The organism is Amycolatopsis iheyensis (assembly GCF_024703995.1).
GTDB lineage: Bacteria > Actinomycetota > Actinomycetes > Mycobacteriales > Pseudonocardiaceae > Amycolatopsis > Amycolatopsis iheyensis.
This window is the reverse complement of sequence record NZ_JAMXQV010000011.1, coordinates 1-25,171: the sequence shown is the minus strand read 5'-3', so window position 1 is coordinate 25,171 and position 25,171 is coordinate 1. Positions and strand designations below refer to the sequence as shown.

Annotated in this window: 17 protein-coding genes; 15 read left to right on the top strand and 2 right to left on the bottom strand. The window is 68.9% G+C overall.

Going from position 1 to position 25,171, the window contains the following annotated elements:
* Nucleotides 1–3 precede the first annotated feature (3 nt).
* The 12 genes from M8542_RS20890 (at nt 4) to M8542_RS20835 (ending at nt 19,630) form a co-directional block, all read left to right on the top strand.
* On the top strand, nt 4–840 hold the full coding sequence (locus M8542_RS20890; RefSeq protein WP_003060266.1) for an MlaE family ABC transporter permease: 837 nt from the start codon (nt 4–6) through the stop codon (nt 838–840).
* The gene (locus M8542_RS20885; protein ID WP_257921886.1) at nt 837–2,162 is read left to right on the top strand and encodes an MCE family protein; all 1,326 of its coding nucleotides are present in this window, start codon (nt 837–839) and stop codon (nt 2,160–2,162) included. The genes M8542_RS20890 and M8542_RS20885 overlap by 4 nt, the downstream gene beginning before the upstream one ends.
* Nucleotides 2,159–3,187 (top strand): MCE family protein, encoded by a 1,029-nt coding sequence (locus M8542_RS20880; protein WP_257921885.1) that lies wholly within the window; start codon nt 2,159–2,161, stop codon nt 3,185–3,187. Before M8542_RS20885 ends, M8542_RS20880 begins: the two co-directional genes overlap by 4 nt.
* Entirely contained in the window at nt 3,184–4,170 is a 987-nt protein-coding gene (locus M8542_RS20875) for an MCE family protein (RefSeq protein WP_257921884.1), read from the top strand. Before M8542_RS20880 ends, M8542_RS20875 begins: the two co-directional genes overlap by 4 nt.
* Nucleotides 4,167–5,351 (top strand): MCE family protein, encoded by a 1,185-nt coding sequence (locus M8542_RS20870; protein WP_257921883.1) that lies wholly within the window; start codon nt 4,167–4,169, stop codon nt 5,349–5,351. Before M8542_RS20875 ends, M8542_RS20870 begins: the two co-directional genes overlap by 4 nt.
* Entirely contained in the window at nt 5,348–6,526 is a 1,179-nt protein-coding gene (locus tag M8542_RS20865) for an MCE family protein (protein ID WP_257921882.1), read from the top strand. Before M8542_RS20870 ends, M8542_RS20865 begins: the two co-directional genes overlap by 4 nt.
* Nucleotides 6,526–7,791 carry an MCE family protein gene (locus M8542_RS20860; RefSeq protein ID WP_257921881.1) on the top strand — a complete coding sequence of 422 codons (1,266 nt, stop codon included), beginning with the start codon at nt 6,526–6,528 and terminating at the stop codon, nt 7,789–7,791. Before M8542_RS20865 ends, M8542_RS20860 begins: the two co-directional genes overlap by 1 nt.
* Nucleotides 7,792–7,827: 36 nt before the next feature.
* Complete coding sequence (locus tag M8542_RS20855; protein WP_257921880.1) at nt 7,828–8,421, top strand: hypothetical protein; 594 nt, start codon at nt 7,828–7,830, stop codon at nt 8,419–8,421.
* An 89-nt stretch (nt 8,422–8,510) separates the two neighbouring features.
* Nucleotides 8,511–9,473, top strand: a complete 963-nt coding sequence (locus M8542_RS20850) for a hypothetical protein (RefSeq protein WP_257922144.1) — start codon at nt 8,511–8,513, stop codon at nt 9,471–9,473.
* Nucleotides 9,474–10,189: 716 nt separating this feature from the next.
* Nucleotides 10,190–13,690, top strand: coding sequence for a DNA-directed RNA polymerase subunit beta (gene rpoB, locus M8542_RS20845; RefSeq protein WP_257921879.1), 3,501 nt, complete (start codon nt 10,190–10,192; stop codon nt 13,688–13,690).
* Nucleotides 13,691–13,779: 89 nt separating this feature from the next.
* Entirely contained in the window at nt 13,780–17,691 is a 3,912-nt protein-coding gene (locus M8542_RS20840; RefSeq protein WP_257921878.1) for a DNA-directed RNA polymerase subunit beta', read from the top strand.
* A 199-nt stretch (nt 17,692–17,890) separates the two neighbouring features.
* Nucleotides 17,891–19,630 carry a hypothetical protein gene (locus M8542_RS20835; protein WP_257921877.1) on the top strand — a complete coding sequence of 580 codons (1,740 nt, stop codon included), beginning with the start codon at nt 17,891–17,893 and terminating at the stop codon, nt 19,628–19,630.
* 51 nt (nt 19,631–19,681) lie between these two features.
* On the opposite strand, the gene M8542_RS20830 is transcribed toward M8542_RS20835, so the two are convergent.
* Together M8542_RS20830 and M8542_RS20825 are read right to left on the bottom strand one after the other, a co-directional pair.
* Nucleotides 19,682–20,434, bottom strand: a complete 753-nt coding sequence (locus tag M8542_RS20830) for a M15 family metallopeptidase (RefSeq protein WP_257921876.1) — start codon at nt 20,432–20,434, stop codon at nt 19,682–19,684.
* Nucleotides 20,435–20,480: 46 nt separating this feature from the next.
* On the bottom strand, nt 20,481–20,981 hold the full coding sequence (locus tag M8542_RS20825) for an Lrp/AsnC family transcriptional regulator (RefSeq protein ID WP_257921875.1): 501 nt from the start codon (nt 20,979–20,981) through the stop codon (nt 20,481–20,483).
* A 95-nt stretch (nt 20,982–21,076) separates the two neighbouring features.
* Here M8542_RS20825 and M8542_RS20820 point away from each other — a divergent pair, with 95 nt between their 5' ends.
* The 3 genes from M8542_RS20820 (at nt 21,077) to M8542_RS20810 (ending at nt 25,100) form a co-directional block, all read left to right on the top strand.
* Nucleotides 21,077–22,249: an MFS transporter gene (locus tag M8542_RS20820; protein ID WP_257921874.1), complete on the top strand. Its 1,173-nt coding sequence runs from the start codon at nt 21,077–21,079 to the stop codon at nt 22,247–22,249.
* A 61-nt stretch (nt 22,250–22,310) separates the two neighbouring features.
* The gene (locus M8542_RS20815) at nt 22,311–22,952 is read left to right on the top strand and encodes a zinc ribbon domain-containing protein (protein WP_257921873.1); all 642 of its coding nucleotides are present in this window, start codon (nt 22,311–22,313) and stop codon (nt 22,950–22,952) included.
* 300 nt (nt 22,953–23,252) lie between these two features.
* Nucleotides 23,253–25,100, top strand: coding sequence for a selenium-binding family protein (locus tag M8542_RS20810; RefSeq protein ID WP_257921872.1), 1,848 nt, complete (start codon nt 23,253–23,255; stop codon nt 25,098–25,100).
* Nucleotides 25,101–25,171 lie beyond the last annotated feature (71 nt).

Genomic DNA, 25,171 nt, shown 5'->3' with positions numbered 1-25,171 from the left:
GCCATGACGTTCCTCCAGGGCGCGAAACGCGTCGCCAACCGCCCGCTCCAGACGCTGGACACCTTGGGTGACCAGATGTCGTTCTACGGCCGGGCGTTGCTGTGGACGCCGCGGACGCTGCGCCGCTACACGAAGGAAGTCCTGCGGCTGCTGGCCGAGGTGTCCTTCGGCTCCGGCTCGCTGGCGGTCATCGGCGGCACGGTCGGGGTGATGGTCGGTCTGACGCTGTTCACCGGTGTCCTCGTCGGCCTCCAGGGCTACTCGGCGCTGAACTCGATCGGGACGTCGGCCTTCACCGGCTTCCTGACCGCGTTCTTCAACACCCGGGAAATCGCCCCGCTGGTCGCCGGTCTCGCCCTGAGCGCCACCGTCGGCGCCGGGTTCACCGCGCAGCTGGGCGCGATGCGGATCTCCGAGGAGATCGACGCGCTGGAAGTCATGGGCGTGCCGAGCCTGCCGTACCTGGTGACGACGCGGATCATCGCCGGGTTCGTCGCGGTCATCCCGCTCTACATCATCGGCCTGCTGAGCTCGTACCTCGCGTCGAGACTGGTCGTCATCTACATCTACAACCAGTCCGCGGGTACCTACGACCACTACTTCGACCTGTTCTTACCACCGCAGGACGTGCTGTATTCGTTCATCAAGGTGCTGCTCTTCAGCGTCTTGATCATCCTGTCGCACTGCTACTTCGGGTATCGCGCGACCGGTGGCCCGGCCGGCGTGGGCGTGGCGGTCGGCAAGGCCGTCCGGCTCTCGATCGTCACGGTGTCGATCATGAACTTCTTCATCGGCTTCGCCATCTGGGGAACCGACGTCACGGTAAGGATCGCGGGATGAGGACGCTCCGACGCAGGCTGCTCGGCCTGCTGCTCATCGCCGTGATGGTCGGCGGGGTGGCGCTGTCCATCGCGCTCTACGACAAGGCGTTCACGCCGGTCGTCACGGTGAAGCTCCAGGCCGACAAGATCGGCAACCAGCTGATCAAGCAGTCCGACGTCAAGGTGCGCGGGCTGATCGTCGGGTCGGTCCAGGACATCGTCGCCACCGACCACGGCGCCGAGCTCACCCTCGCGCTCCAGCCGGAGTCGGCCAAGCTGATCCCGGAGAACGTCTCGGCGCGGTTCCTGCCCAAGACGCTCTTCGGCGAGCGGTTCGTCTCGCTGGAGCTCCCCAAGGACCCGTCGGAGAAGACGCTGGCCAGCGGGGACGTCATCCCGCAGGACCGCACGTCCAGCGCGATCGAGCTGGAGCAGGCGTTCTCCCACCTGATGCCGGTGCTGCAGGCGGTCCAGCCGCAGAAGCTCTCGGCGACGCTCACCGCGATCTCGACCGCGCTGTCGGGCCGCGGCGACCAGCTCGGCGACACGCTCTCGCAGCTGGGCACCTACATCGGCGAGCTGAACCCGCACGAGCCCGAGCTGCAGCACAACCTCAAGGCGCTCGCGGAGTTCTCCGATCACCTCAAGGACGCGGCGCCGGACCTGGTGCAGAGCCTGGACAACCTCAGCACGACGACCCGGACCGTGGTCGACGAGCAGCAGAACCTGGCGAACCTCTACGGCAGCCTGACCAAGGCGTCGATCGACCTGCAGACGTTCCTGCAGAACAACAAGGAGAACATCATCTCCCTCGCCGACACGGCCCGGCCGACGGCCGAGCTGCTGGCGAAGTACGCGCCCGAGTACCCCTGCGTGATCTCGCAGATGGCCGACAACGTGCCGCTGATCGACCAGGCGCTGGGCAAGGGCACCGACAAGCCCGGCCTGCACGCGACCATCGAGATCATCGTGCCGCGCGCGCCGTACGAGGCAGGCAAGGAAGAGCCGCGGTTCGAGGACAAGCGCGGGCCGCGCTGCTACGACATGAAGGACATCCCGAAGCCGTTCCCGTCCGAGCCGCCGGACGGCGCGTTCAAGGACGGCACGAAGCACCAGGCCGCGCCGAAGACGGTTGGCGAGGGCCTCAACCCCGCCAAGTTCAAGCAGGACGCGGCGGGCGGCAACGGCAGCGGCGGTGATCTGGCGTATTCGCCGGCGGAGCAGGGCTTCCTGGCCGACCTCCTCGGCCCGCAGCTCGGCATGAACGCCGCGGACGTCCCCGGCTGGAGCTCGCTCCTGGTCGGCCCGCTCTACCGCGGGGCGGAGGTGACGGTGAAGTGAGGGGCCTGCTCGCGCCGCTGATCAAGCTCGGCATCTTCGTGGTCGTCACCGTGCTGTTCACGACGATCCTCGGGATCAGCATCGCCAACATCAACACCACCAGCACCAACGCCTACAAGGCGCGCTTCACCGACGCGACGCTGCTGCTGCCCAACGACGACGTCCGCATCGCCGGCGTCCGGGTCGGGCAGGTCAAGGACGTCAAGATCGTCGACAAGCGCCAGGCCGAGGTCGAGTTCGAGGTCGACGCCGGGCGGCAGCTGCCCGCCGGGGTGACCGCGCAGATCAAGTTCCGCAACCTGGTCGGCCAGCGCTACGTCTCCCTCGGCGAGGGCGAGAACAGCGGCGGCAAGACGCTCGGCCCCGGCGGCACCATCCCGCTGGACCGCACCACGCCGGCACTGGACCTGACCGAGCTGTTCAACGGCTTCAAGCCGCTGTTCACCGCGCTCAACCCGGACGACGTCAACAAGCTGTCCTACGAGGTCATCCAGGTCCTGCAGGGCGAGGGCGGCACGGTCGAAAGCCTGCTTTCGCACACCGCGTCGCTGGCCACCACGATCGCGAACAAGGACCAGGTGATCGGCGAGGTCATCGACAACCTCAACTCGGTCCTCGACACGGTCAACGCGCACACGCCGCAGCTCAACGACCTCATCATCAAGCTGCAGCAGCTGACGTCCGGGCTGGCCGCGGACCGCAAGCCGATCGGGGACGCGATCGAGAGCCTGGGCAACCTGGCCGAGACGACGTCCGGGCTGCTCGGCGAGGTCCGCGAGCCGCTGAAGAACGACATCAGCGCGCTCGGGAACCTCACGAACGAGCTGAACAAGAACGAGCCGGAGCTGGAGCACTTCATCCAGTTCCTGCCGACCAAGGTGAGCACGCTGACCCGCACCGCGGACTACGGCTCCTGGTTCAACTTCTACGCCTGCGAGTTCTCCGGGACGGTCAGCTTGCCCCCATTGATTCCGCCGGTCGACCTGCCGTTGATCCCGGCCAACCGGTCGAGGTGCTCGGGATGAAGTCCTTCCAGAAGCGCAACCCCGTCCCGATCGCGCTGGTCGGCATCGCCGTACTGGCGCTCGGCTTCATCGCCGCGCTGAACTCCGAAGACCTGCCGGTGATCGGCGGCGGCACGACCTACTCCGCCGAGTTCAGCGAGGCGTCCGGCCTGCAGGTCGACAACGACGTCCGGGTCGCCGGCGTCAAGGTCGGCAAGGTCAGCGACATCGAGCTCGACGGCGGCTCGGTCAAGGTCTCGTTCAAGGTCAAGGACGCCTGGCTGGGCGACCGGACCAGCGCCGCGATCAAGATCAAGACGCTGCTCGGCCAGAAGTACCTGTCGCTCGATCCGCAGGGCGAGGGCTCGCTGAACCCGGGCACCGGGATCCCGCGGGACCGCACGATGGCCCCTTACGACGTCCTCGACGCCTTCCGCGGGCTGTCGCAGACCGTCGACAACATCGACACCAAGCAGCTGGCGCAGAGCTTCGACACCATCTCGGGGACCTTCGCGAACACGCCGGAAGACGTGAAGGGCGCGCTGTCCGGGCTGTCGAAGCTGTCGGACACGATCGCCTCGCGTGACACCCAGCTGTCGAACCTGCTGGCCAACACCCGCGAGGTGTCGCAGACCCTGGTCGACCGCGACGCCGAGGTGCAGAAGCTGCTCACCGACGGCAACAAGGTGCTCGACGAGCTGTCGAAGCGCGAAGACGCGATCACCTCGCTGCTCAACGGCTCGCGCGAGCTGGCGACGCAGCTGCAGGGCCTGATCGACGACAACGACAAGCAGCTCGACCCGGTGCTCACCTCGCTGGACCAGCTGACCTCGATGCTGCAGCGCAACCAGGACTCGCTGGCCCAGGGCATCGCGAAGTTCGCGCCGTTCATCCGCGTCTTCACCAACACCATCGGCAACGGGCGCTGGTTCGACAACTACATCTGCGGCCTGGTCCTGCCGTCCTTCGGCCCGATCAACGAAGAGGGGTGCTACACGAAATGAGTGACACCCGCTTCGGCGTGGCCCTGACCCGGGGCTTCACCATCGCGATCGTCCTGGCGCTCGTGGTCGCCGGCGGCATCTGGTGGACCCTCAAGGACGCCGGCCGCAACCACCTGACCGCGTACTTCGCCGGCGCCGTCGGCCTGTACGAGGGCAACAGCGTGCGGATGCTCGGCGTCGACATGGGCACGGTCACCAAGATCCAGCCCATGGGCAACCAGGTGAAGGTCGAGTTCGAGTACGACCGCTCGGTCGCCGTCCCGGCCGACGCGAAGGCGCTCATCGTCGCCCCGTCGCTGGTGTCCGACCGCTACGTCCAGCTCGCTCCGGCCTACACCGGCGGCCCGCGGATCTCCGACGGCGCGGTCATCGGCCTCGACCGCACCGAGGTGCCGCTGGAAGTCGACCAGCTGGCGTCGAGCCTGGCCCGGGTCAGCGAGACCCTCGGCCCGAACGGCGCCAACAAGAACGGCTCGCTGTCGAACCTGCTGAACACCGCGGCGGCCAACGTCGACGGCAACGGCCAGGCCCTGCACGACACGATCACCAAGCTCGGCCAGGCGGCCGGCACGCTGGCCGGCAACAAGGACGACCTGTTCTCCACCGTCGAGAACCTCGGCAAGTTCTCCCAGACCCTCGCCGACTCCGACAAGCAGGTCCGCACCTTCGAAAGCCAGCTCGCCGACGTCAGCGGCTACCTGGCGTCCGAAAAGGACAACCTGGCCGCGACCGTGCAGCAGCTGGGCACCACGCTCACCGCGGTGCAGGCGTTCATCGACCAGAACCACGACCGGCTCAAGTCCAATGTGGACAAACTGGCCGGGGTGACCAAGGTGCTCGTCGACCAGCGCAGCTCGCTCGCCGAGATCCTCGACGTCGCGCCGGTCGGCCTGAGCAACCTGGTCAACACCTACAACGGCTCGGCGGGCACGCTCGACGCCCGGCCGAACCTCAACGAGCTGACCCAGCCGCCGCTGGTGATGATCTGCCGGCTGCTCAAGCAGGTCGGCACCAACAGCATTCCGGACGTGCTCGGCAACGCCTGCGAGGGCATCGCCGGCGTCGTCGACAAGGCGATCCCGCTGCCGTCCGTGGCGCAGACCGTGCAGGCCCTGCAGTCCGGTCAGCTGCCGCCGCTCCCGCTGCCCATCGCCGGGCAGCTCTACGGAGGTGGCCAGTGAAGAAGCTACTGACCGTCGGGGCACTGGCCACAGTGTCCGCGCTGACGCTGTCGGGCTGCGCGTTCAACGGCATCTACGACCTGCCGCTGCCCGGCGGCGCCGACCTCGGCGACCACCCGTACACGGTGAACGTCGAGTTCCGCGACGTGCTCGACCTGACCCCGCAGGCCGGGGTCAAGGTCGACGAGGTGCCGGTCGGCCGGGTCGAGAACGTCGGGCTCACCAAGGACGGCTGGCACGCGCTGGTCACGCTGAAGGTGAACGGCGGCATCAAGCTGCCGGCCAACGCGATCGCCAACGTCAAGCAGTCCAGCCTGCTCGGCGAGAAGTACGTCGAGCTGGCTTCGCCCGGCGACGACCAGGCCCAGGGCAAGCTCGCGGACAACGCGACCATCCCGCTGGCCCGCACCAACCGCAGCGTCGAGGTCGAAGAGCTGCTCGGCGCGCTGTCGCTGCTGCTCAACGGGGGTGGGGTCGACCAGCTCAACACCATCACCAAGGAGCTCAACAACGCCACCTCCGGCCGCGAGCCGGACATCAAGGCGCTGCTGGACAACGCGAACCAGCTGGTCACCAACCTCGACCAGCAGTCGCGCAACATCACCCGCGCGATCGACGGGCTGAACCGGCTCTCCTCGACCCTCAACGGGCAGAAGGACAAGCTGGTCGGCGCGGTCGACAACCTCGGGCCCGGGCTCGGCGTGCTGGAGCAGCAGCGCGGCCAGCTGGTCACGATGCTGCAGGCCCTGGACAACCTCTCCGGCGTCGCCACCGACACGGTGAACCGGTCGCAGAAGGACCTGGTCGCCGACCTGAAGGCGCTGACGCCGACGTTGCAGAAGCTCGGCGAGGCGGGCAACGACCTGCCGAAGGCGCTGGAGATCCTGCTGACGTTCCCGTTCAGCGACCAGGCCGTCAACGACGTCAAGGGCGACTACTTCAACCTGTTCGCGAAGGTGGACCTGAACCTGAAGACCGTCGTCGAGAACCTGGGCAACAGCCGCCAGAACATCCTGTCCGGCCAGCTGCCGCTCGCCGGCCTGACCGGCGGCACCGAAGGCGCGTCGGGCAACCCGCCGCTGCCGATCCCGGGGGAGAGCGGCCAGCCGCAGTCCGGGCAGGCCAAGCCGGGGCTCGGCAACCTCTTCGGGCTCCTGTCGGGAGGTGCGGGCTGATGCTGGTGCGCAAGACGAGGATCCAGCTGGTCGCGTTCGCGGTGATCTCGATCGTCGCGATCGTGTACGCGCTGATCCGGTTCGCCGGGCTCGGCACCGTGTTCGGCAACGACGGCTACACGGTCAAGCTGCAGCTCAACGAGTCGGGCGGCATCTTCACCAACGCCGAGGTCACCTACCGCGGCTACAACATCGGCCGGGTCGGCGAGCTGAAGCTCACCCAGACCGGGCTCGAGGCCGACCTGAACATCGACCCGTCGGCGCCGCAGGTGCCCGCGGACCTCGACGCCGTCGTCGCGAACCGGTCGGCGGTCGGCGAGCAGTACGTCGACCTGCGGCCCAAGGCCGACAAGGGCCCGTTCCTGGCGGCCGGGTCGGTCATCCCGGCGGCCAAGACGACCACCCCGGTCAGCACCGACCGGCTGATCGGCGACCTCGACACGCTCGCCGCGTCGGTCCCGGTCGACTCGCTGCGCACGGTCGTCGACGAGTCCTACGACGCGTTCCGCGGCACCGGCGGCGACCTGCAGAAGCTGCTCGACACCGCGCGCAGCTTCACCACGACCGCGCAGGAGTACCTGCCGCAGACGATCCAGCTGCTCGACGCGGGCGGCAAGGTGCTGGACACGCAGAACGACGAGGCCGAGAACTTCGCGTCGTTCAGCAAGAGCCTCAACGAGCTCACCGGCACGCTGAAGAACTCCGACGGCGACCTCCGCAAGCTCATCGGCGTCACGCCGCAGGTGGCGACGCAGATCAGCCAGGTGCTGCAGGAGTCCGGTCCGGGCCTCGGCGCGCTGACGGCGAACCTGCTCACCACGGCCAACCTGACCGTGACCCGGCTCGACGGCATCGAGCAGGGCCTGGTCACCTACCCGGCGCTGGCCGGCGCGGCGAGCAGCGTCGCGCCCGGCGACGGCACCGCGCACCTCGGCCTGGTGCTCAACCTGTTCAACCCGCCGGCCTGCACCAAGGGCTACCTGCCGTACTCGCAGTACCGCACCGGGAACGACACTTCGGCGAAGCCCGCGAAGGAAGACGCGTACTGTGCCGAACCGAAGGGCAGCCCGATCAACGTGCGCGGCGCGCAGAACGCGCCGTACGGCGGGGTCCCGGTCGCGCCGTCGCAGGGCGACGTCGACGCGAACGCGAACCGGCCGGCGCAGGAGCTGGCCGAGGAGCGTGACACGCGGGGGGTGCCGGGCATCGTCGGCAGCCCCGGTGTCAGCCTGAACAGCCTGGGCTCGCTGCTCGGCCTCGCCTGACGTGGATTTGATGACCGTTACCTACCCTGGAGTGCCATGAGTACGGACGAGCCGGCCGCCACGGCGGTGGACGAGATCGAGGAACCGGTCTCGGACCCCGAGACCCCGGCGCGGGAGTCGTCCTCGCGGATCCTCGTGCTCGGCGCCGCGGCGCTGGCGCTGGCCGCGCTGATCGCGGCGGCGTTCTTCGGGATCCAGTGGTGGGCGGCGGCGGCCGACGACAACGCCGGCCTCGCGGCGTCCCGGGAGTCCGTGGTCAAGGCGGGCACCAACGCGCTGAAGGCCTACACCGAGGTCGACTACACCGACCTCGACGGCTTCTTCCAGCGGCAGAAGGCCGTGTCGGACGACAAGATGTCGCAGCAGATCGACCAGTCGGCGCCGACGTTCCGCAAGGCGCTCTCGGACGCCAAGACGAAGGTCACCACCGACGTTCAGGACATCGCCGTCGAGGAGCTGGACGACCACGAAGGCAAGGCCAGCTTCCTCGCCGCCATCGCCACGACCGTCACCCAGGGCGACAAGAGCAGCGCGAAGCCGCTGCGCCTCGAGGTGTCGATGACCCGCGTCGGCGACGAGTGGAAGCTGTCCGGCATCGACAGCGTCCCGCTCGTCGCGGCCGGCCAATAGCGTCACCCCGTAAGGAGCCTGTAGTGCCCCCCTCCCGCCGCCAGCCGCCTCGCAGCGGCAGCAGCACCCCGCCGTCGCGCCGGCCGCGTGTGGCCGGGCTGCGCAAGCCCTCGACGGACGAGACCGCCCCGGAGCGGACCGGCCAGCTCCCCGCCGTGCCGGCGGAGACCAAGAAGCCGCGTCCCCGGCCCGCGCCGCGGCCGGTGCCGCGCCCGGCCGCCAAGCCCGAGTCGTTCGAAGCCGCGAACGGGCAGCTCGACACGGCGCCGGCCGAGGACACCGCGGTCTTCGCGGCGGTCGGCACCGAGGACGAGCCGAAGGTCGACGCCCTCACCGGCGAACCCGAAGCCGACGAGGCCCCTTCGCGGCCGGCCCCGCGCCGGAAGAAGCGCGACACGGGGATCGCGAAGCCGACCGACGTCGACGAGGTCCCGGTCGACGACGACGAGCCGGCGGCGCCCGCGGGCTCGAAGGCCCAGCGGCCGTACGTGGTCGCGGGCGCGCTGGTGCTGGTGGCGCTGCTGCTGGGCGGGCTGGCGTTCTGGTTCAAGTCGGAGGAGGTCAAGGTCTCCGACGCGACCAGCAACACCGCGTTGCTCGACGTGGCCAAGACCGCGCAGGTCAAGGACTCGGTGTCGAAGGCCGCCGAGGCGCTGTTCTCCTACGACTTCAACAACATCAAGAAGACCGAGGACGCGGCGAACGACCTGCTCGCCAACGACGACGTCAAGAACAAGTACAACTCGCTGATGGGCGAGGTGAAGCGGCTCGCGCCGGCGCAGAAGATGGTCGTCACCTGCAAGGTGACCCGCGCGGCGGTGATCATGCTCAACGACGACCTGGCGAAGGTGATGGTCTTCGTCGACCAGACCTCGACCCGCACGGACACGAAGAAGACGACCGCGGGCACCGCCCAGCTCCACCTGAACGCCCAGCTCCAGGGCGACAAGTGGAAGATCACCGACATGGACACCTACAACGCGCCGAAGGTCCCGGCGGCCACGCAGGCCCCGGCGTCCCCGGCGCCGTCGTCGCCCTCGCCGACCAAGTAGCCCTCTCTGGCTGCGGCCCGTGAACCCGGATGGGGTCGCGGGCCGCAGCTGTGTCCGGGGGTCCTCAGGCGGCTCAGGGGGCCGGTGCCGGCCGACCGGACCACCGGGGCACCGGAGGAGCACTCCGGGCCCCTCCGGCGGCCTCCGGGGCCGCGGAACACGTGTGACACGTGGGGCCCCCGGGGCACCGCCCCGCCGGTTACCGAAAACCCGGGCGACACGCCGCCGAAAGCGGAACCGGTACCGTCCGAAGTGGCCTGGAACACAGCCCCGACCACTCACAAAACGATGAAAAGCCCCTGGTCCAACCCCTATTGCTGGCGCTACCAGCCGGTAACTGGAAGACTATTCGGCCGCTCACGCTCCGCTGACCCTCTTCCACGCTGCGCCAACCGGGCCGACCCCCGTGTGGCATCTTGACTCTCGGGCCCGGTGGGTTCACGCTTACTCCCGACGGCGAAACCGGCGGCCCTTGCGGGAGGGACAACCGGCTCGCCTGGAGGCATACCTGAAGACGTCGCGAGGCAGGCTGGGCCCCATCGGGAGCGCCCCCTGGACAGACCGCGCCGTTCGGGCTAGACTGCCTCTTTGCGCTGCCCTCTTTCAGGCTGCCCGGAGCCGGTAGTTAGGATAGTGGGCACACGGCACCCTTGACAGTCGCTCATAGCTGTTGCTATGGCGGCCGTCACCGCTCATTGTCCCCGGAAGGACGCATCTTGGCAGTCTCTCCCGCGAACCAGGCCACTGCTGCGACCACCTCGGCTGAATCTCGCTCGGAGTCCACGGGAATCCCCGGCGCGCCCAAGCGGGTTTCCTTCGCAAAGATTCGCGAACCCCTCAGCACCCCCAACCTGCTCGACGTCCAGATCCAGTCGTTCCAGTGGTTCACCGGGGACGAAGCGTGGTTCGAACGCCGTGTCGAAGAAGGAGAAGAGAACCCGGTCGGCGGCCTCGAAGAGGTCCTGAACGAGATCTCGCCGATCGAAGACTTCTCCGGTTCCATGTCCCTCTCCTTCTCCCAGCCGCGCTTCGACGAGGTCAAGGCCTCGATCGAGGAGTGCAAGGACAAGGACATGACGTACGCCGCGCCGCTGTTCGTCACGGCCGAGTTCGTCAACAACAACACGGGCGAGATCAAGAGCCAGACGGTCTTCCTGGGCGACTTCCCGGTCATGACCGACAAGGGCACGTTCATCATCAACGGCACCGAGCGTGTCGTCGTGTCCCAGCTGGTCCGCTCGCCGGGTGTCTACTACTCGAAGGACGTCGACAAGACGACCGACAAGGACGTCTTCAGCGTCCGCGTGATCCCGAGCCGCGGCGCGTGGCTCGAGTTCGACGTCGACAAGCGCGACACCGTCGGCGTCCGCATCGACCGCAAGCGCCGCCAGCCGGTCACCGTGCTGCTGAAGGCGCTGGGCTGGACCACCGAGGCGATCCGCGAGCGCTTCTCCTTCTCGGAGACGCTGCTGGCGACCCTCGAGAAGGACCACACCGCGGGCACCGACGAGGCGCTGCTCGACATCTACCGCAAGCTGCGCCCGGGCGAGCCGCCCACGAAGGAGAGCGCGCAGACCCTGCTGGAGAACCTGTTCTTCAAGGCGAAGCGCTACGACCTGGCGAAGGTCGGCCGGTACAAGCTCAACAAGAAGCTGGGCCTGACCACGCCGTACGACACCGGGACGCTGACCGAAGAGGACATCGTCACGACCATCGAGTACCTGGTCCGGCTGCACGCCGGCGAGGACAAGATGAACGAGGGCGAGCTCGAGGTCCCGGTCGAGACGGACGACATCGACCACTTCGGCAACCGGCGCCTGCGCACGGTCGGCGAGCTGATCCAGAACCAGATCCGGGTCGGTCTCTCCCGCACCGAGCGCGTCGTGCGCGAGCGCATGACCACGCAGGACGTCGAGGCGATCACGCCGCAGACCCTGATCAACATCCGCCCGATCGGCGCGGCGATCAAGGAGTTCTTCGGCACCTCGCAGCTGTCGCAGTTCATGGACCAGAACAACCCGCTGTCGGGCCTGACGCACAAGCGTCGTCTCTCGGCCCTCGGCCCGGGTGGTCTGTCCCGTGAGCGCGCCGGCATGGAGGTCCGGGACGTCCACCCGTCGCACTACGGCCGGATGTGCCCGATCGAGACGCCGGAAGGCCCGAACATCGGCCTGATCGGCTCGCTCTGCTCCTACGCGCGGGTCAACCCGTTCGGCTTCATCGAGACGCCGTACCGCAAGGTCGTCGAGGGCCGGGTCACCGACCAGGTCGACTACCTGACGGCGGACGAGGAAGACCGGTACGTCAAGGCCCAGGCCAACGCGCCGATCGGTGACGACGGCACGTTCGTCGAAGACCGGGTCATGGCCCGCCGCAAGGGTGGCGAGGTCGAGCTGATCGACCCGCTCGACATCGACTACATGGACGTCTCGCCGCGGCAGATGGTCTCGGTCGCGACGGCGATGATCCCGTTCCTCGAGCACGACGACGCGAACCGCGCCCTGATGGGTGCGAACATGCAGCGCCAGGCCGTGCCGCTGCTGCGCAACCAGGCCCCGTACGTGGGCACGGGTGTGGAGCTGCGCGCCGCGGTCGACGCCGGTGACGTCCTCGTCGCCGAGCAGGCCGGCATCGTCGAGGAGCTCTCGGCGGACCTGATCACGATCATGCACGACGACGGCACGCGGAAGAGCTACGGACTGTACAAGTTCCGCCGCTCCAACCACGGCACCTGCTTCAACCACCGCCCGATCGTCAACGAGGGCGACCGGGTCGAGCAGGGGCAGGTCATCGCCGACGGCCCGTCCACCGAGAACGGTGAGATGGCGCTCGGCAAGAACCTGCTCGTCGCGGTCATGCCGTGGGAGGGCCACAACTACGAGGACGCGATCATCCTCTCGGAGCGCCTGGTGCAGGACGACGTGCTGACGTCGATCCACATCGAGGAGCACGAGATCGACGCCCGCGACACGAAGCTGGGCGCCGAGGAGATCACCCGGGACATCCCGAACGTCTCCGAAGAGGTCCTGGCCGACCTCGACGAGCGCGGCATCATCCGGATCGGCGCCGAGGTCCGCGACGGCGACATCCTGGTCGGCAAGGTCACGCCGAAGGGCGAGACCGAGCTGACGCCGGAAGAGCGCCTGCTCCGCGCGATCTTCGGCGAGAAGGCCCGCGAAGTCCGCGACACCTCGCTGAAGGTGCCGCACGGCGAGACCGGCAAGGTCATCGGCATCCGCGTGTTCTCGCGCGAGGACGACGACGAGCTGCCCCCGGGCGTCAACGAGCTGGTCCGCGTCTACGTGGCCCAGAAGCGCAAGATCCAGCCGGGCGACAAGCTCGCCGGCCGCCACGGCAACAAGGGCGTCATCGGCAAGATCCTGCCGGTCGAGGACATGCCGTTCATGGAGGACGGCACCCCGGTCGACATCATTCTGAACACGCACGGTGTGCCGCGACGGATGAACATCGGCCAGATCCTCGAGCTGCACCTGGGCTGGCTGGCCTCGCAGGGCTGGACGATCGAGGGCGACCCGGACTGGGCGAAGAACCTTTCGCCGGAGCTCTACGACGTCGCGCCGAACACGAACACCGCGACCCCGGTGTTCGACGGCGCGAAGGAAGAGGAGCTCACCGGGCTGCTCGGGGCGACCAAGCCGAACCGCGACGGCGAGCGCATGGTCAAGGAGAACGGCAAGGCGACCCTGCTGGACGGCCGCTCCGGCGAGCCGTACCCGTACCCGGTCGCGGTCGGCTACATGTACATCCTGAAGCTGCACCACCTGGTCGACGACAAGATCCACGCCCGCTCCACCGGCCCGTACTCGATGATCACGCAGCAGCCGCTGGGTGGTAAGGCGCAGTTCGGTGGCCAGCGCTTCGGTGAGATGGAGTGCTGGGCGATGCAGGCGTACGGCGCTGCCTACACGCTGCAGGAGCTGCTGACGATCAAGTCGGACGACGTGGTCGGCCGCGTCAAGGTGTACGAGGCCATCGTCAAGGGGGAGAACATCCCCGAGCCGGGCATCCCGGAGTCGTTCAAGGTGCTCCTCAAGGAGCTCCAGTCGCTGTGCCTCAACGTCGAGGTGCTCTCCAGCGACGGCGCGGCGATCGAGATGCGCGACTCCGACGACGAGGACCTCGAGCGCGCCGCGGCCAACCTCGGCATCAACCTGTCCCGCAACGAGTCGCCCTCGGTGGACGACGTCGTGCACTGATCGGAGCTGAGGCGGGCCCCACCTCCCGCGGGGCCCGCCTCGCCCGCCGACCCCTCATCTAGCCGATACAACCCCAAGGGGACTTAGACGTGCTGGACGTCAACTTCTTCGATGAGCTCCGCATTGGTCTCGCCACGGCCGACGACATCCGTCAGTGGTCGTACGGCGAGGTCAAGAAGCCGGAGACCATCAACTACCGGACGCTCAAGCCCGAGAAGGACGGCCTCTTCTGCGAGAAGATCTTCGGTCCGACCCGGGACTGGGAGTGCTACTGCGGCAAGTACAAGCGCGTCCGCTTCAAGGGCATCATCTGTGAGCGCTGCGGCGTCGAGGTGACCCGCGCCAAGGTGCGCCGCGAGCGGATGGGCCACATCGAGCTGGCCGCCCCGGTCACCCACATCTGGTACTTCAAGGGTGTTCCCTCGCGCCTCGGCTACCTGCTGGACCTGGCGCCGAAGGACCTCGAGAAGATCATCTACTTCGCTGCTTACGTCATCACGGGCGTGAACACGGAGCTGCGCCACAACGACCTGCCGACCCTCGAGAACGAGATCGGCGTCGAGCGCAAGAACCTCGAGACCAAGCGCGACGCGGACATCGAGACCCGCGCGCAGAAGCTGGAAGCCGACCTGGCCGAGCTGGAGGCGGAGGGCGCCAAGTCCGACGTCCGCCGCAAGGTCAAGGAAGGCGGCGAGCGCGAGATGCGTCAGCTGCGTGACCGCGCCGGTCGCGAGCTGGACCGCCTCGAGGAGGTCTGGACGACCTTCACGAAGCTCGACACCCGCCAGCTGATCGCCGACGAGCTGCTCTACCGCGAGCTCGTCGACCGCTACGGCGAGTACTTCACCGGCGGCATGGGCGCGGAGGCCATCCAGAAGCTGGCCACCGAGTTCGACGTCGCCGCGGAGGCGGAGAGCCTGCGCGACACGATCCGCAACGGCAAGGGGCAGAAGAAGCTCCGCGCGCTGAAGCGGCTCAAGGTCGTCGCGGCGTTCCAGGCCACCGGCAACGACCCGCGCGGCATGGTGCTCGACGCCGTCCCGGTCATCCCGCCGGACCTGCGTCCGATGGTGCAGCTGGACGGTGGCCGCTTCGCGACCTCCGACCTGAACGACCTGTACCGCCGCGTGATCAACCGCAACAACCGCCTCAAGCGGCTGATCGACCTCGGCGCGCCCGAGATCATCGTCAACAACGAGAAGCGGATGCTGCAGGAGGCCGTCGACGCGCTGTTCGACAACGGCCGCCGCGGGCGTCCGGTCACCGGCCCGGGCAACCGGCCGCTGAAGTCGCTGTCCGACCTCCTCAAGGGCAAGCAGGGCCGGTTCCGCCAGAACCTGCTCGGCAAGCGCGTCGACTACTCGGGCCGTTCGGTCATCATCGTCGGCCCGCAGCTGAAGCTGCACCAGTGCGGTCTGCCGAAGGACATGGCGCTCGAGCTGTTCAAGCCGTTCGTCATGAAGCGGCTGGTCGACCTGAACCACGCGCAGAACATCAAGTCCGCCAAGCGGATGGTGGAGCGCTCGCGGCCGCAGGTGTGGGACGTGCTGGAAGAGGTCATCACCGGCCACCCGGTGATGCTGAACCGCGCGCCGACCCTGCACCGCCTCGGCATCCAGGCCTTCGAGCCGCAGCTGGTCGAGGGCAAGGCCATCCAGCTGCACCCGCTGGTCTGCGAGGCGTTCAACGCGGACTTCGACGGTGACCAGATGGCGGTGCACCTGCCGCTGTCGGCCGAGGCGCAGGCCGAGGCCCGGATCCTGATGCTGTCGGCGAACAACATCCTTTCGCCGGCGTCGGGCCGTCCGCTCGCCATGCCGCGACTGGACATGGTGACGGGTCTGTTCCACCTGACCCGCCTCAACGAGAAGGCCGAGGGCGCGGGCAACGCGTACTCGTCGCCGGCCGAGGCCATCATGGCCTTCGACCGCAAGGCGCTGGGCCTGCACGCCCCGATCAAGATCCGCGTCACCGACCGTCAGCCGGCGAAGGCCGACGAAGCGGCGCTCGCGGAGAAGGGCTGGGAGCCGGGCAAGGCGTGGCTGGCCGAGACGACCCTGGGCCGCGTGCTGTTCAACGAGCTGCTGCCGGCGGACTACCCGTTCATCAACGAGCCGATGCCGAAGAAGCGGCAGGCCGCGATCGTGAACGACCTCGCCGAGCGGTACTCGATGACGCAGGTCGCGCAGACCCTGGACCGCCTGAAGGACGCCGGTTTCTACTGGGCGACCCGCTCGGGCGTCACCGTCGCCATCTCGGACGTGCTCACCCCGGTGGGCAAGAAGGCCATCCTCGACGAGTACGAGGGCAAGGCCTCCCAGGTGGAGAAGCGCTACCAGCGTGGTCAGCTGTCGCACACCGAGCGCAACAACGAGCTCGTCAAGGTGTGGACGCAGGCCACCGAAGAGGTCCACAAGATCATGGAGACGGCGCTGCCGGACGACAACCCGATCGCCATGATCGTGAAGTCGGGCGCGGCGGGCAACATGACGCAGGTCCGGTCGCTGGCCGGCATGCGTGGCCTGGTGTCGAACCCGAAGGGTGAGTACATCCCGCGTCCGATCAAGGCCAACTTCCGTGAGGGCCTGTCGGTGGCGGAGTACTTCATCGCGACGCACGGTGCCCGGAAGGGTCTGGCGGACACGGCGCTGCGTACCGCCGACTCGGGTTACCTGACCCGGCGTCTGGTGGACGTCTCGCAGGACGTCATCGTCCGCGAGATCGACTGCGGCACCACGCGCGGCATCATGATGCCGATCGGCGAGGACATCGGCGACGGCAAGGTCCTGCGCGACCAGCACGTCGAGACCTCGGTCTACGCGCGGAACCTCGCGACGGACGCGGTCGACGCCAAGGGCAACGTCGTGCTGAACGCGGGCGACGACATCGGCGACCCGGCCATCGAGAAGCTGCTCGGCAGCGGCATCTCGAAGGTCAAGGTCCGCTCGGTGCTGACCTGCGAGTCGGCCGTCGGCATCTGCGCGACCTGCTACGGCCGCTCGATGGCGACCGGTCAGCTCGTCGACGTCGGCGAGGCCGTGGGTATCGTCGCGGCCCAGTCGATCGGTGAGCCCGGCACGCAGCTGACGATGCGTACGTTCCACCAGGGTGGTGTCGCCGGTGACGACATCACGACCGGTCTGCCCCGTGTGCAGGAGCTCTTCGAAGCTCGTGTCCCGAAGGGCAAGGCGCCGATCGCCGACGTCGATGGCCGTGTGCGCATCGAGGAGAGCGAGCGGTTCTGGAAGATCACGCTGATCCCGGACGACGGCGGCGAAGAGATCGTCTTCGACAAGCTGTCCAAGCGTCAGCGGCTCGCGAACACCCCGAACGGCCCGCTGGGCGACGGCGACCACGTCAACGTCGGCCAGCAGCTGCTCGAGGGCACGCCGGACCCGCACGAGGTCCTGCGGGTCATGGGGCCGCGCGAGGCGCAGATGCACCTCACGGACGAGGTCCAGAAGGTGTACCGGGCGCAGGGTGTGTCGATCCACGACAAGCACATCGAGGTCATCGTGCGGCAGATGCTGCGCCGCGTGACGATCATCGACTCCGGTGCCACGGACTTCCTGCCGGGCGAGCTGCCCGAGCGGACCAAGTTCGAGGCGACGAACCGGGCCGCGGTCGCCGAGGGCGGCGAGCCGGCTTCGGGCCGTCCGGTGCTGATGGGGATCACGAAGGCGTCGCTGACCACGGACTCGTGGCTGTCGGCGGCCTCGTTCCAGGAGACCACGCGAGTCCTGACCGACGCGGCCATCAACGGCCGCTCGGACAAGCTCGTGGGCCTCAAGGAGAACGTGATCATCGGTAAGCTGATCCCGGCCGGTACGGGCATCAACAAGTACCGCAACATCCAGGTGCAGCCGACCGAGGAGGCCCGGGTCGCGGCGTACGCGATCCCGTCCTACGACGACGGTTACTACACCCCGGACGTGTTCGGTACGGGCACCGGTGCCGCGGTTCCGCTGGACGACTACGACTTCGGCCGCGACTTCCGCTGACCGAGGTTTCGGACAACGAGTTCCGATCAACGGGAAAGGCCCTCGCCGGGTTTCCGGCGGGGGCCTTTCCCGTTTCCGAAATGTCACCTTCACCTCGGCGAAACTCGCTAGAGTAACCCGGTTCACGCGGTTCGGGGGCTTTGCGCGTTTCCAACGGGTATTTCAGGGGTGACTGTTCGTGAACAAATTGAGTTCCACCATGCGAAGAACCGCGGTCTACTTGGCCGCGCTCGCCACCGCGTCGGCGTTGACCGGCGCGTTCGCCGCGCCGGCGGTGGCCCAGGAGGAGCCGACCGCCACCGCGCCGTCCACTTCGGAATCGGCGCCGCCGAGCAGTTCCGCGGCGCCGACGTCGTCGTCGTCCACCGCGCCGAGTTCCAGCGCGCCGGAGAGCAAGCCGCCGGTGAAGCAGGACGCGCCCGTGGAACGCGCCCAGGTCGAGATTTCGGTCGCCCTGGACAAGGAGACGTACCAGACCGACGACGAAATCCACTTCACCTTCAAGGTGACGAACGTCGGCTCGACGACCGCGAAGGGCCTCTGGGTTTCCCCGTCGTACGACCCGACCGACCTGTACGTGCCCTACGAGCCGGGCTGGGGTCCGCTCACCGGCAGCAACCCGGGTCTCGATCTCGAGCCGGGGAAGACGTTCGTGCTCCACGGCACCGGGCAGGTCCGCGACGTCGAGCAGGACACCGTCGTGCTGCGGGGCGTCATGTTCGACGCGACCCACTTCGGCGTCGGCGAGTTCTCGACCAAGGCGAACGTCGTCAAGGCGCCCGGCCACGCCGAAGGCACCGTCTACGGCGACAAGAACGGCAACGGCAAGTTCGACGCCGGCGAGGCGCTGGCCGGCGCGAAGCTCACGCTGCGGTACGTCAACAGCAACGGCGGCGGCACGCACTCCGCGACGAGCGACGAGCACGGGCACATCGTCTTCGACGTCCCGGGTGCGTCGTACTACCTCGGCGGCGAGGTCGTCGACGGCTGGCTGATCCCGTTCCGGATCGTCCGGATCGGCGCGCACACCCAGCTGGACGTGCGCGGGGCGCCGCCGCTGAACGGCGCGCTCAAGGCGTCGATGGCCTTCACCCAGGACAGCTACAAGCCGGGCGAGCTGGCGCACGTCACGGTGACCCTGTCGAACTCGGGCCCGATCCCGCTGACCGGCATCACGGCGTCCTGCAACCGCATCGGTGACCCGTACATCCTCAGCGGCCGCGGCCCCGGCTGGGGCGAGCTCGCCGCGGACGGGGTGACGATCGCGCCGGGTGAGACCCGCACGATCGACGTGTCCGAGACGGTCCCGCAGGCCGCCTTCAACCGCGGCATCGTGGTCGCCTCCTGCGACTTCGGCTACGACGAGGTCGACATCGACAACCACGCGCAGGCCCACGACCAGGCCGCGGTGCCGGGTGCGAAGGCGGTGGTCGAGGGCAACGTCGGCGTCTTCGACGACCAGGGACAGGTGAAGGACGGCCTCGCCGGGGTCAAGGTCGTGCTCGTCTCCGACCAGCACTGCCCGGTCGTCGGCGAGCGGACGACGGACGCGAAGGGGCACTTCGAGTTCCTGGACGTGGCGCCGGGGCCGCAGTTCCACCTGTACCTGCAGCCGCCGGACGGCTGGAAGATCAAGTACGAGAACCCGATGTGGGTCAGCGTCTACGGCCCGCCGGAGAACCACTACCCGTACCGGATCGACGTGGAGAAGGGTGACGCCCCGGTGCCGGGCGTCCCGGCCACCCCCGCGGACTGCACGGCCACGAACCCGACGTCGACGACCGGCGCGGCCGGCGGCACGGGTGGCGGTCAGAGCAGCGGCAGCGGCCTGGCGAGCACCGGCGTGGAGGCGTACGGGCTCGGCGCGCTGGCGCTGATCGCGTTGGCGCTCGGTGGCGGGCTGGTGCTCGGCGCGCGTCGCCGGCGGCATTCGGCCTGACGAACGCGAAAGCGCCCCCGGTCCATTGTGGACCGGGGGCGCTTTTCGCGTTCAGCGGGACACCGGGAAGTCGAAGTAGGTGTCGGGGAAGGGCTCGTTGTCGAGCGTGTAGTGCCACCATTCCTCGGGCAGGTTGTGGAAGCCGGCCGCGATCATCTCGCTCCGCAGCAGATCGCGGTTCCGCCGCGCGGCGCCGGTGATCGCCGGGTTGTCGGTGTGGGCCAGCGGGTCGAAGCAGTCGTAGCCGGTGCCCATGTCGACCGTGTTGTCGGGGAACCGCCGGCCCTGCGGCGCGAAGCACGGCTTGAGCGGCTCACCGGGGAAGTACGGCCGCTGGAACCGCGGCGGCAGCCGCACGATGGTGAGGTCCATGGTGCTGCCGCGGCTGTGCCCGGACTTCTCGGCGATGTAGCCGTCCTCGAACAGCCGGTCCTTGGCGACGTTCGGGTAGAACTCCGCCTTCATCTTCTCGTCGGCGAGGTCCTTCGCCCACCGCACGAAGTGGTCGACCGCGCGTTGCGGGCGGTAGCAGTCGTACACCTTGAGCGTGTAGCCCCGCTTCCGCAGCCGGGACTGGACCTGACGCAGGCCTTCGGCGGCCTGCCGGGTCAGGATGCAGGTGGGGTCGAGGTACCCGTCGACGCGGGTGCCGACGAAGTTGTGCGGGGTGGCGTAGCGGATGTCCTGCAGGATCGACGGCGCCACCTCGGAGAGCTCGACGAACGCACGAGGTTCGGCCTGGGCGGGAACGGCGAAGGCGGTCAAGGCGATGAGCGCGACGGCCAGCGCACGGAAGATCGGCATCCCCCTCGTTTATCAGCCGGGCGCCGGGCAAACAGCCGCCAACCGGTCAGGACCAGCCTTCCGAGGTCGTCGCGCGCAGGAAGTCGTCCGACGGTGGCTCCACCGGGCGGCCCTCGAACTGCGTCGACAGCACCACCGACGACCGCAGCTCGCCGTGTTTGCCCAGGCGCTCCAGCAGCCCCTCGAAGTGCTCCAGCGACGCCGCGCGGATCTTCAGCATCGTGCAGTGGTCGCCCGACAGCCGGTGGATCTCCACCACCTCCGGGTAGTCCTCGGACTTCGACGTCTTGAGCAGGCAGCTGCTCAGCGCGCAGCGCATCTCGACGAACGCCTGCAGCGGCTGGCCGGCGCGCCGCGCGTCGACCAGGGCGCGGTAGCCGGTGATCACGCCCGTCTCCTCGAGCCGCCGGACCCGCTCGGCCACCGCCGGCGCCGAGAGGTTGATGCGGCGGCCGAGCTCCTTGAACGACAGCCGGCCGTCGGCCTGCAGGAGCTCCAGCAGCCGCCAGTCGATGTCGTCCAGGGGCTTTTCCGAACGAAAGGTCATGGGCCCCATCTTCCTTCCGAACCGCCGCCGGAGCGACGGATTTGCCGTTCGGCGGCCCTTCGAACGGGTGCCGGGAGTTCGTAAAGTTGCTGGTCATGGGGACTTTGACGGTGACCGGGCGGACCCGGTCGATGGGGGCGCTGTTCGCCGGCGTCGCGCTGCTCAACACGGCCACGGTCGGCCTGAGCACGGCCGCCACGCTGATCGTCGCCGCGGGGAACGGGCCGGGGTGGAGCGGGCTGCCGAGTGTCGCGAACGTGCTCGGCACCGCCGGCGGCGCGCTCGGCGCGGGGCTGCTGCTGGCCCGGCACGGCCGGCGCCGGGTGCTGGCCGCCGGGTACGGCGTCGCCGTGCTCGGCGCGCTGGTCGCGTTGGCCGGCGCGCTGACGACGTCGCTCGTGCCGCTGCTGCTGGGCATGCTGCTGGTCGGCATCGGCAACGGCGGCGCGCAGCTTTCGCGCTACCTGGCCGCCGACCTCTACCCGGAGGAACGCCGGGGCCGTGCGCTTTCGACCGTCGTCTGGGGCGGCACGATCGGCGCCCTCGTCGGCCCGGCGCTCATGGCGCCCGCGGCGCACGTCGTGAGCGGCTTCGGCTGGCCTTCGCTCTCGGGCCCGGTCGCGGTGGCGGTGCTGGCCACGGCGGGGGCCGCGCTGGCGGCGGCCTTCCTGCCGAGGCACGTCCCACCGCCGCGGGAAGCGCCGGTGGCCGCCCCGGTCCGCGCGACCGGCGTCGGGCGGCCGCTGCTCGCGATGGTCGCCGCGCAGCTGGCGATGGTCGCGGTGATGACCATGACGCCGCTGCAGCTGGAGGGCCACGGGCACGGCCTCGACGTCGTCGGCTGGGTGCTGAGCGCGCACCTGGTCGGCATGTTCGCGCTGGCGCCGCTGTCCGGGCGGATCGCCGACCGCTGGGGGCCGCGCGTGACGATCAACGCCGGCCTCGGCGTGCTCGCGCTGGCGTCGGCGACCGCGCTCGCGGCGCCGACCGCGCACACCTCCGGCCTGCCGGTGGCGTTGTTCCTGCTCGGCTACGGCTGGAACCTGGTGTTCGTCGGCGCCAGCGCGCAGCTGTCGCGGGACCTCGCGCCGGAGACGCGCAGCCGGGTGCAGGGCACCGTCGACGCGGTCGTCTGGTCGGCGTCCGCGCTCGCCGGGCTGGGCTCGGGGCAGCTGTTCGCCGGCGGTGGGTTCGCGCTCGTCACCGTCGTCGGCGGGGTGCTCGCGCTGCTCCCGCTGGCCCTGCTCGTGCCTCGTGACGGCCGGTAGCCGGGCCGTTGTCGGCAAATCTCTCGTCGCCGGGAGCGCGGGTGGCTGGCGAAGATGGGCTGTGGCTGACTCTGTGCCCTTCACGGACAACTTCTCGGACCTCTCCAACACGCAGGGGTACCAGTTCGAGTTCCGGTGCGAACGCTGCGGCAACGGCTTCCGCTCCGCCTTCCAGCGCGACAACGTCGAGACCGGCCGCAGCGTGCTCCGCGCCGTCGGGTCGTTCTTCGGCGGCACGCTGCGGGACCTGAGCAACTCGGCCGACCAGTGGCGCTACGACCGCGCGACCAACTCGCCGGCCAAGGACAAGGCGCTCGCCGAGGCGGTCAAGGAGATCACCCCGAGCTTCCGCCAGTGCCGCGGCTGCGGCGACTGGATGTGCCACGACCAGTGCTGGAACGAGGAGATCGGCCAGTGCCTGCGGTGCTCGCCGAGCGTCGCCGAGGAGATCTCGCGCGCGCAGGCCTCGGCGCAGCGCGACCAGATCTGGGACAAGGCCCGCGAGAAGGACTGGACGTCCGGCCTCGACCTCGACACCCGGGCCAAGGTCACCTGTCCGGGCTGCGGCCTGAAGGCCGAGGGCGGCAAGTTCTGCTCGTCGTGCGGGACCTCGCTGGCGCTCAAGGTCCGCTGCGGCGGCTGCGGCAGCGAGAGCAACAAGCCGGGTGCGCTGTTCTGCTCGGACTGCGGCACCAAGCTCTGATCGGCCCTTCATAACGAATACGTAACTCGCAGCCCCGGCGTTCAGGCGCCGGGGCTGCGCCATTGTGACCAACCGTGACACCGCCGGTTGGTCCAGCACCCGCGCTCACCCGTTCGGCCCAGTGGTGCCCGTCAAATCGGCCCACCCCGTGGGAGATTGACCCATTCGGGGCGATTCTCATTCTTTGATCACCGCTGGACCCTTTGCGCGCTTGGCGCGAATATCCCGTCCAGGTCGGCTGACGTCAGCTTTCCGTTGTGCCCCAACGGTTTCCAACCGTGCCGAAAAACAGGGAGAACCATGCGATCAACCCCGTCGCGTCCGGGCCGGTGGCGAAAGGTGGTGACCGGCGCCGCGGTACTCGCCCTCGCGGTCGGCGCCGTCACCTACACCGGCTCGGCCACCGGCGCCTACGCCGACGTCCAGACGATCACCGACGCGAAGACGGCGTCGGACGGCAAGCAGTACTGGGTGCAGAACCACCTGGTGGCCAAGGATCTCGCGCGTTCGGAGAGCGCGACGCCGAAGAAGTGGCTGCTCGTCTGGGCCGGTGACGAGAACATCGCCGACACGCTCGTCAAGGACGTCAAGAACCTGCCGGGCACGCTCGGCGGCGGCCTCAACAAGATCAAGAACGCCCTGCCGGGCCCGGACTTCCTCGCCGTCATCGACGCGACGCAGGGTTCGCCGACGTACGGCAAGGTCGTCAACACCGCCACGGTCGGCCCGCTGGTCGAGAACGAGCCGCACCACATGCAGTACGTGTGGCACAAGGGCGACACGGTCTACGCCGGCGCGCTGTTCGCGGCCGCGACGTACGCCTTCGACGTCAGCGCGTTGCCGCAGCTGAAGCTCAAGGGCGTCAGCCTGCCGACGAACACCCTCGGCGGCAGTGTCCCGGACGCCTACTGGGTGCTCAAGGACGGCACCGCGTACGGCACCTACATGGGCGGCCCGGTCGTGCCCGGCCCGCACGCCTACGCCGACGGCTCCACCCAGATCGGCAACGGCTTCGCGGGCAGCCCCGGCGAGGTTGTCCACTTCGGACAGAACGCCGAAGTCCTGTCGGAGAACCCAGCGGCGACCCCGCAGGGCGACAACCAGAAGCTGTGCGACAACTTGCCGCAGCTGGGCAAGCCGACGTGCGCCAACCCGCACGGCGTCCAGGCCCGCGAGGACCTGAACACGCTCGTCACCAGTGACTACGCCGAGCCGCGCAACATCATCCTCGACCCGGTGAAGCAGCCGTCGCCGTACCTGCGTCGGCCGACCGTGCGGACCTGGGACATCGCCGACCGCAACCACCCGAAGCTGAAGTCGGTGTCGTACCTGCAGGACGGCCCCCGCGCCGATCCCGCCGACCCGCTGCACGCCGAGAGCCGCGCGGTCATGGAGACCACCGTGACCAACCTGCCGGGTCACAAGGGTGCGTTCGCCCAGACCATGCAGGGCGGCGCGGTGTTCTACACGCCGGACATCACCGCGGCCGAGCCGCACTGGATCGAGGTGTTCGACGACGGCGCCGCGAACAAGTCCATCTACGCGAACAACGACTCGAACGGCGCCAGCTCGAACGGCGGCTGGATCCAGACGAGCCCGGACGACAAGTACCTCTACCGCGCGATCGTCGGGCGGCAGAAGGGCACCCTCTCGGCCGACGACCCCGGCACCACCGGCGGCGTCTACGTCCTCGACATCCAGAAGCTGGTCAACGCCGGCGACCGGATCGAGGACATCCAGGGCCGGGTCGACACCAAGGCGAAGGCGCAGCAGGGCGGGGGCGGCGACCTGCCGACCGTTGTCGGCGCGGCGCCGATCAACCCCGGCACGCCGGGCGCGGGTCCGCACTGGGGCGCCTACGACAACTGGGCGCTCGGCGAGGACGGCTTCTACCGCGAAACGACGTCGCCGCAGCACCTCGCGGTGTCGAACTACTTCGTCGCGCGGTCCGGTTTGGACGGTGACCACAAGGTCAACCTGCTGAACCTCGGCCCGGACGGGAAGGTGTCGGTCGACTCGAACTTCCGGGACGAGTTCACCGGCCAGGTCGGCATCAACTTCAACCGCAAGTCGTGGCCGCACGGGGACTTCGGCAACGCCAAGCCGCACTCCGAGCTGTTCGTGGTCGCCGACGCGAACATCAAGTAACGCGGTCGTGGGGGGGTGGGGGGGGGTTGGAACCCCCCCCCCCCCCAAACCCCCCCCCCCGGGGGGGTGTT

What these genes read in the sequence shown, in the direction of transcription:
- M8542_RS20855 (WP_257921880.1), top strand. Translation starts at nt 7,828, where the DNA reads ATGAGTACGGACGAGCCGGCCGCCACGGCGGTGGACGAGATCGAGGAA.
- M8542_RS20830 (WP_257921876.1), bottom strand. Translation starts at nt 20,434, where the DNA reads ATGCCGATCTTCCGTGCGCTGGCCGTCGCGCTCATCGCCTTGACCGCC.
- M8542_RS20820 (WP_257921874.1), top strand. Translation starts at nt 21,077, where the DNA reads ATGGGGACTTTGACGGTGACCGGGCGGACCCGGTCGATGGGGGCGCTG.
- M8542_RS20835 (WP_257921877.1), top strand. Translation starts at nt 17,891, where the DNA reads ATGCGAAGAACCGCGGTCTACTTGGCCGCGCTCGCCACCGCGTCGGCG.
- M8542_RS20810 (WP_257921872.1), top strand. Translation starts at nt 23,253, where the DNA reads ATGCGATCAACCCCGTCGCGTCCGGGCCGGTGGCGAAAGGTGGTGACC.
- M8542_RS20875 (WP_257921884.1), top strand. Translation starts at nt 3,184, where the DNA reads ATGAAGTCCTTCCAGAAGCGCAACCCCGTCCCGATCGCGCTGGTCGGC.
- M8542_RS20860 (WP_257921881.1), top strand. Translation starts at nt 6,526, where the DNA reads ATGCTGGTGCGCAAGACGAGGATCCAGCTGGTCGCGTTCGCGGTGATC.
- M8542_RS20825 (WP_257921875.1), bottom strand. Translation starts at nt 20,981, where the DNA reads ATGACCTTTCGTTCGGAAAAGCCCCTGGACGACATCGACTGGCGGCTG.
- M8542_RS20885 (WP_257921886.1), top strand. Translation starts at nt 837, where the DNA reads ATGAGGACGCTCCGACGCAGGCTGCTCGGCCTGCTGCTCATCGCCGTG.
- M8542_RS20890 (WP_003060266.1), top strand. Translation starts at nt 4, where the DNA reads ATGACGTTCCTCCAGGGCGCGAAACGCGTCGCCAACCGCCCGCTCCAG.
- M8542_RS20870 (WP_257921883.1), top strand. Translation starts at nt 4,167, where the DNA reads ATGAGTGACACCCGCTTCGGCGTGGCCCTGACCCGGGGCTTCACCATC.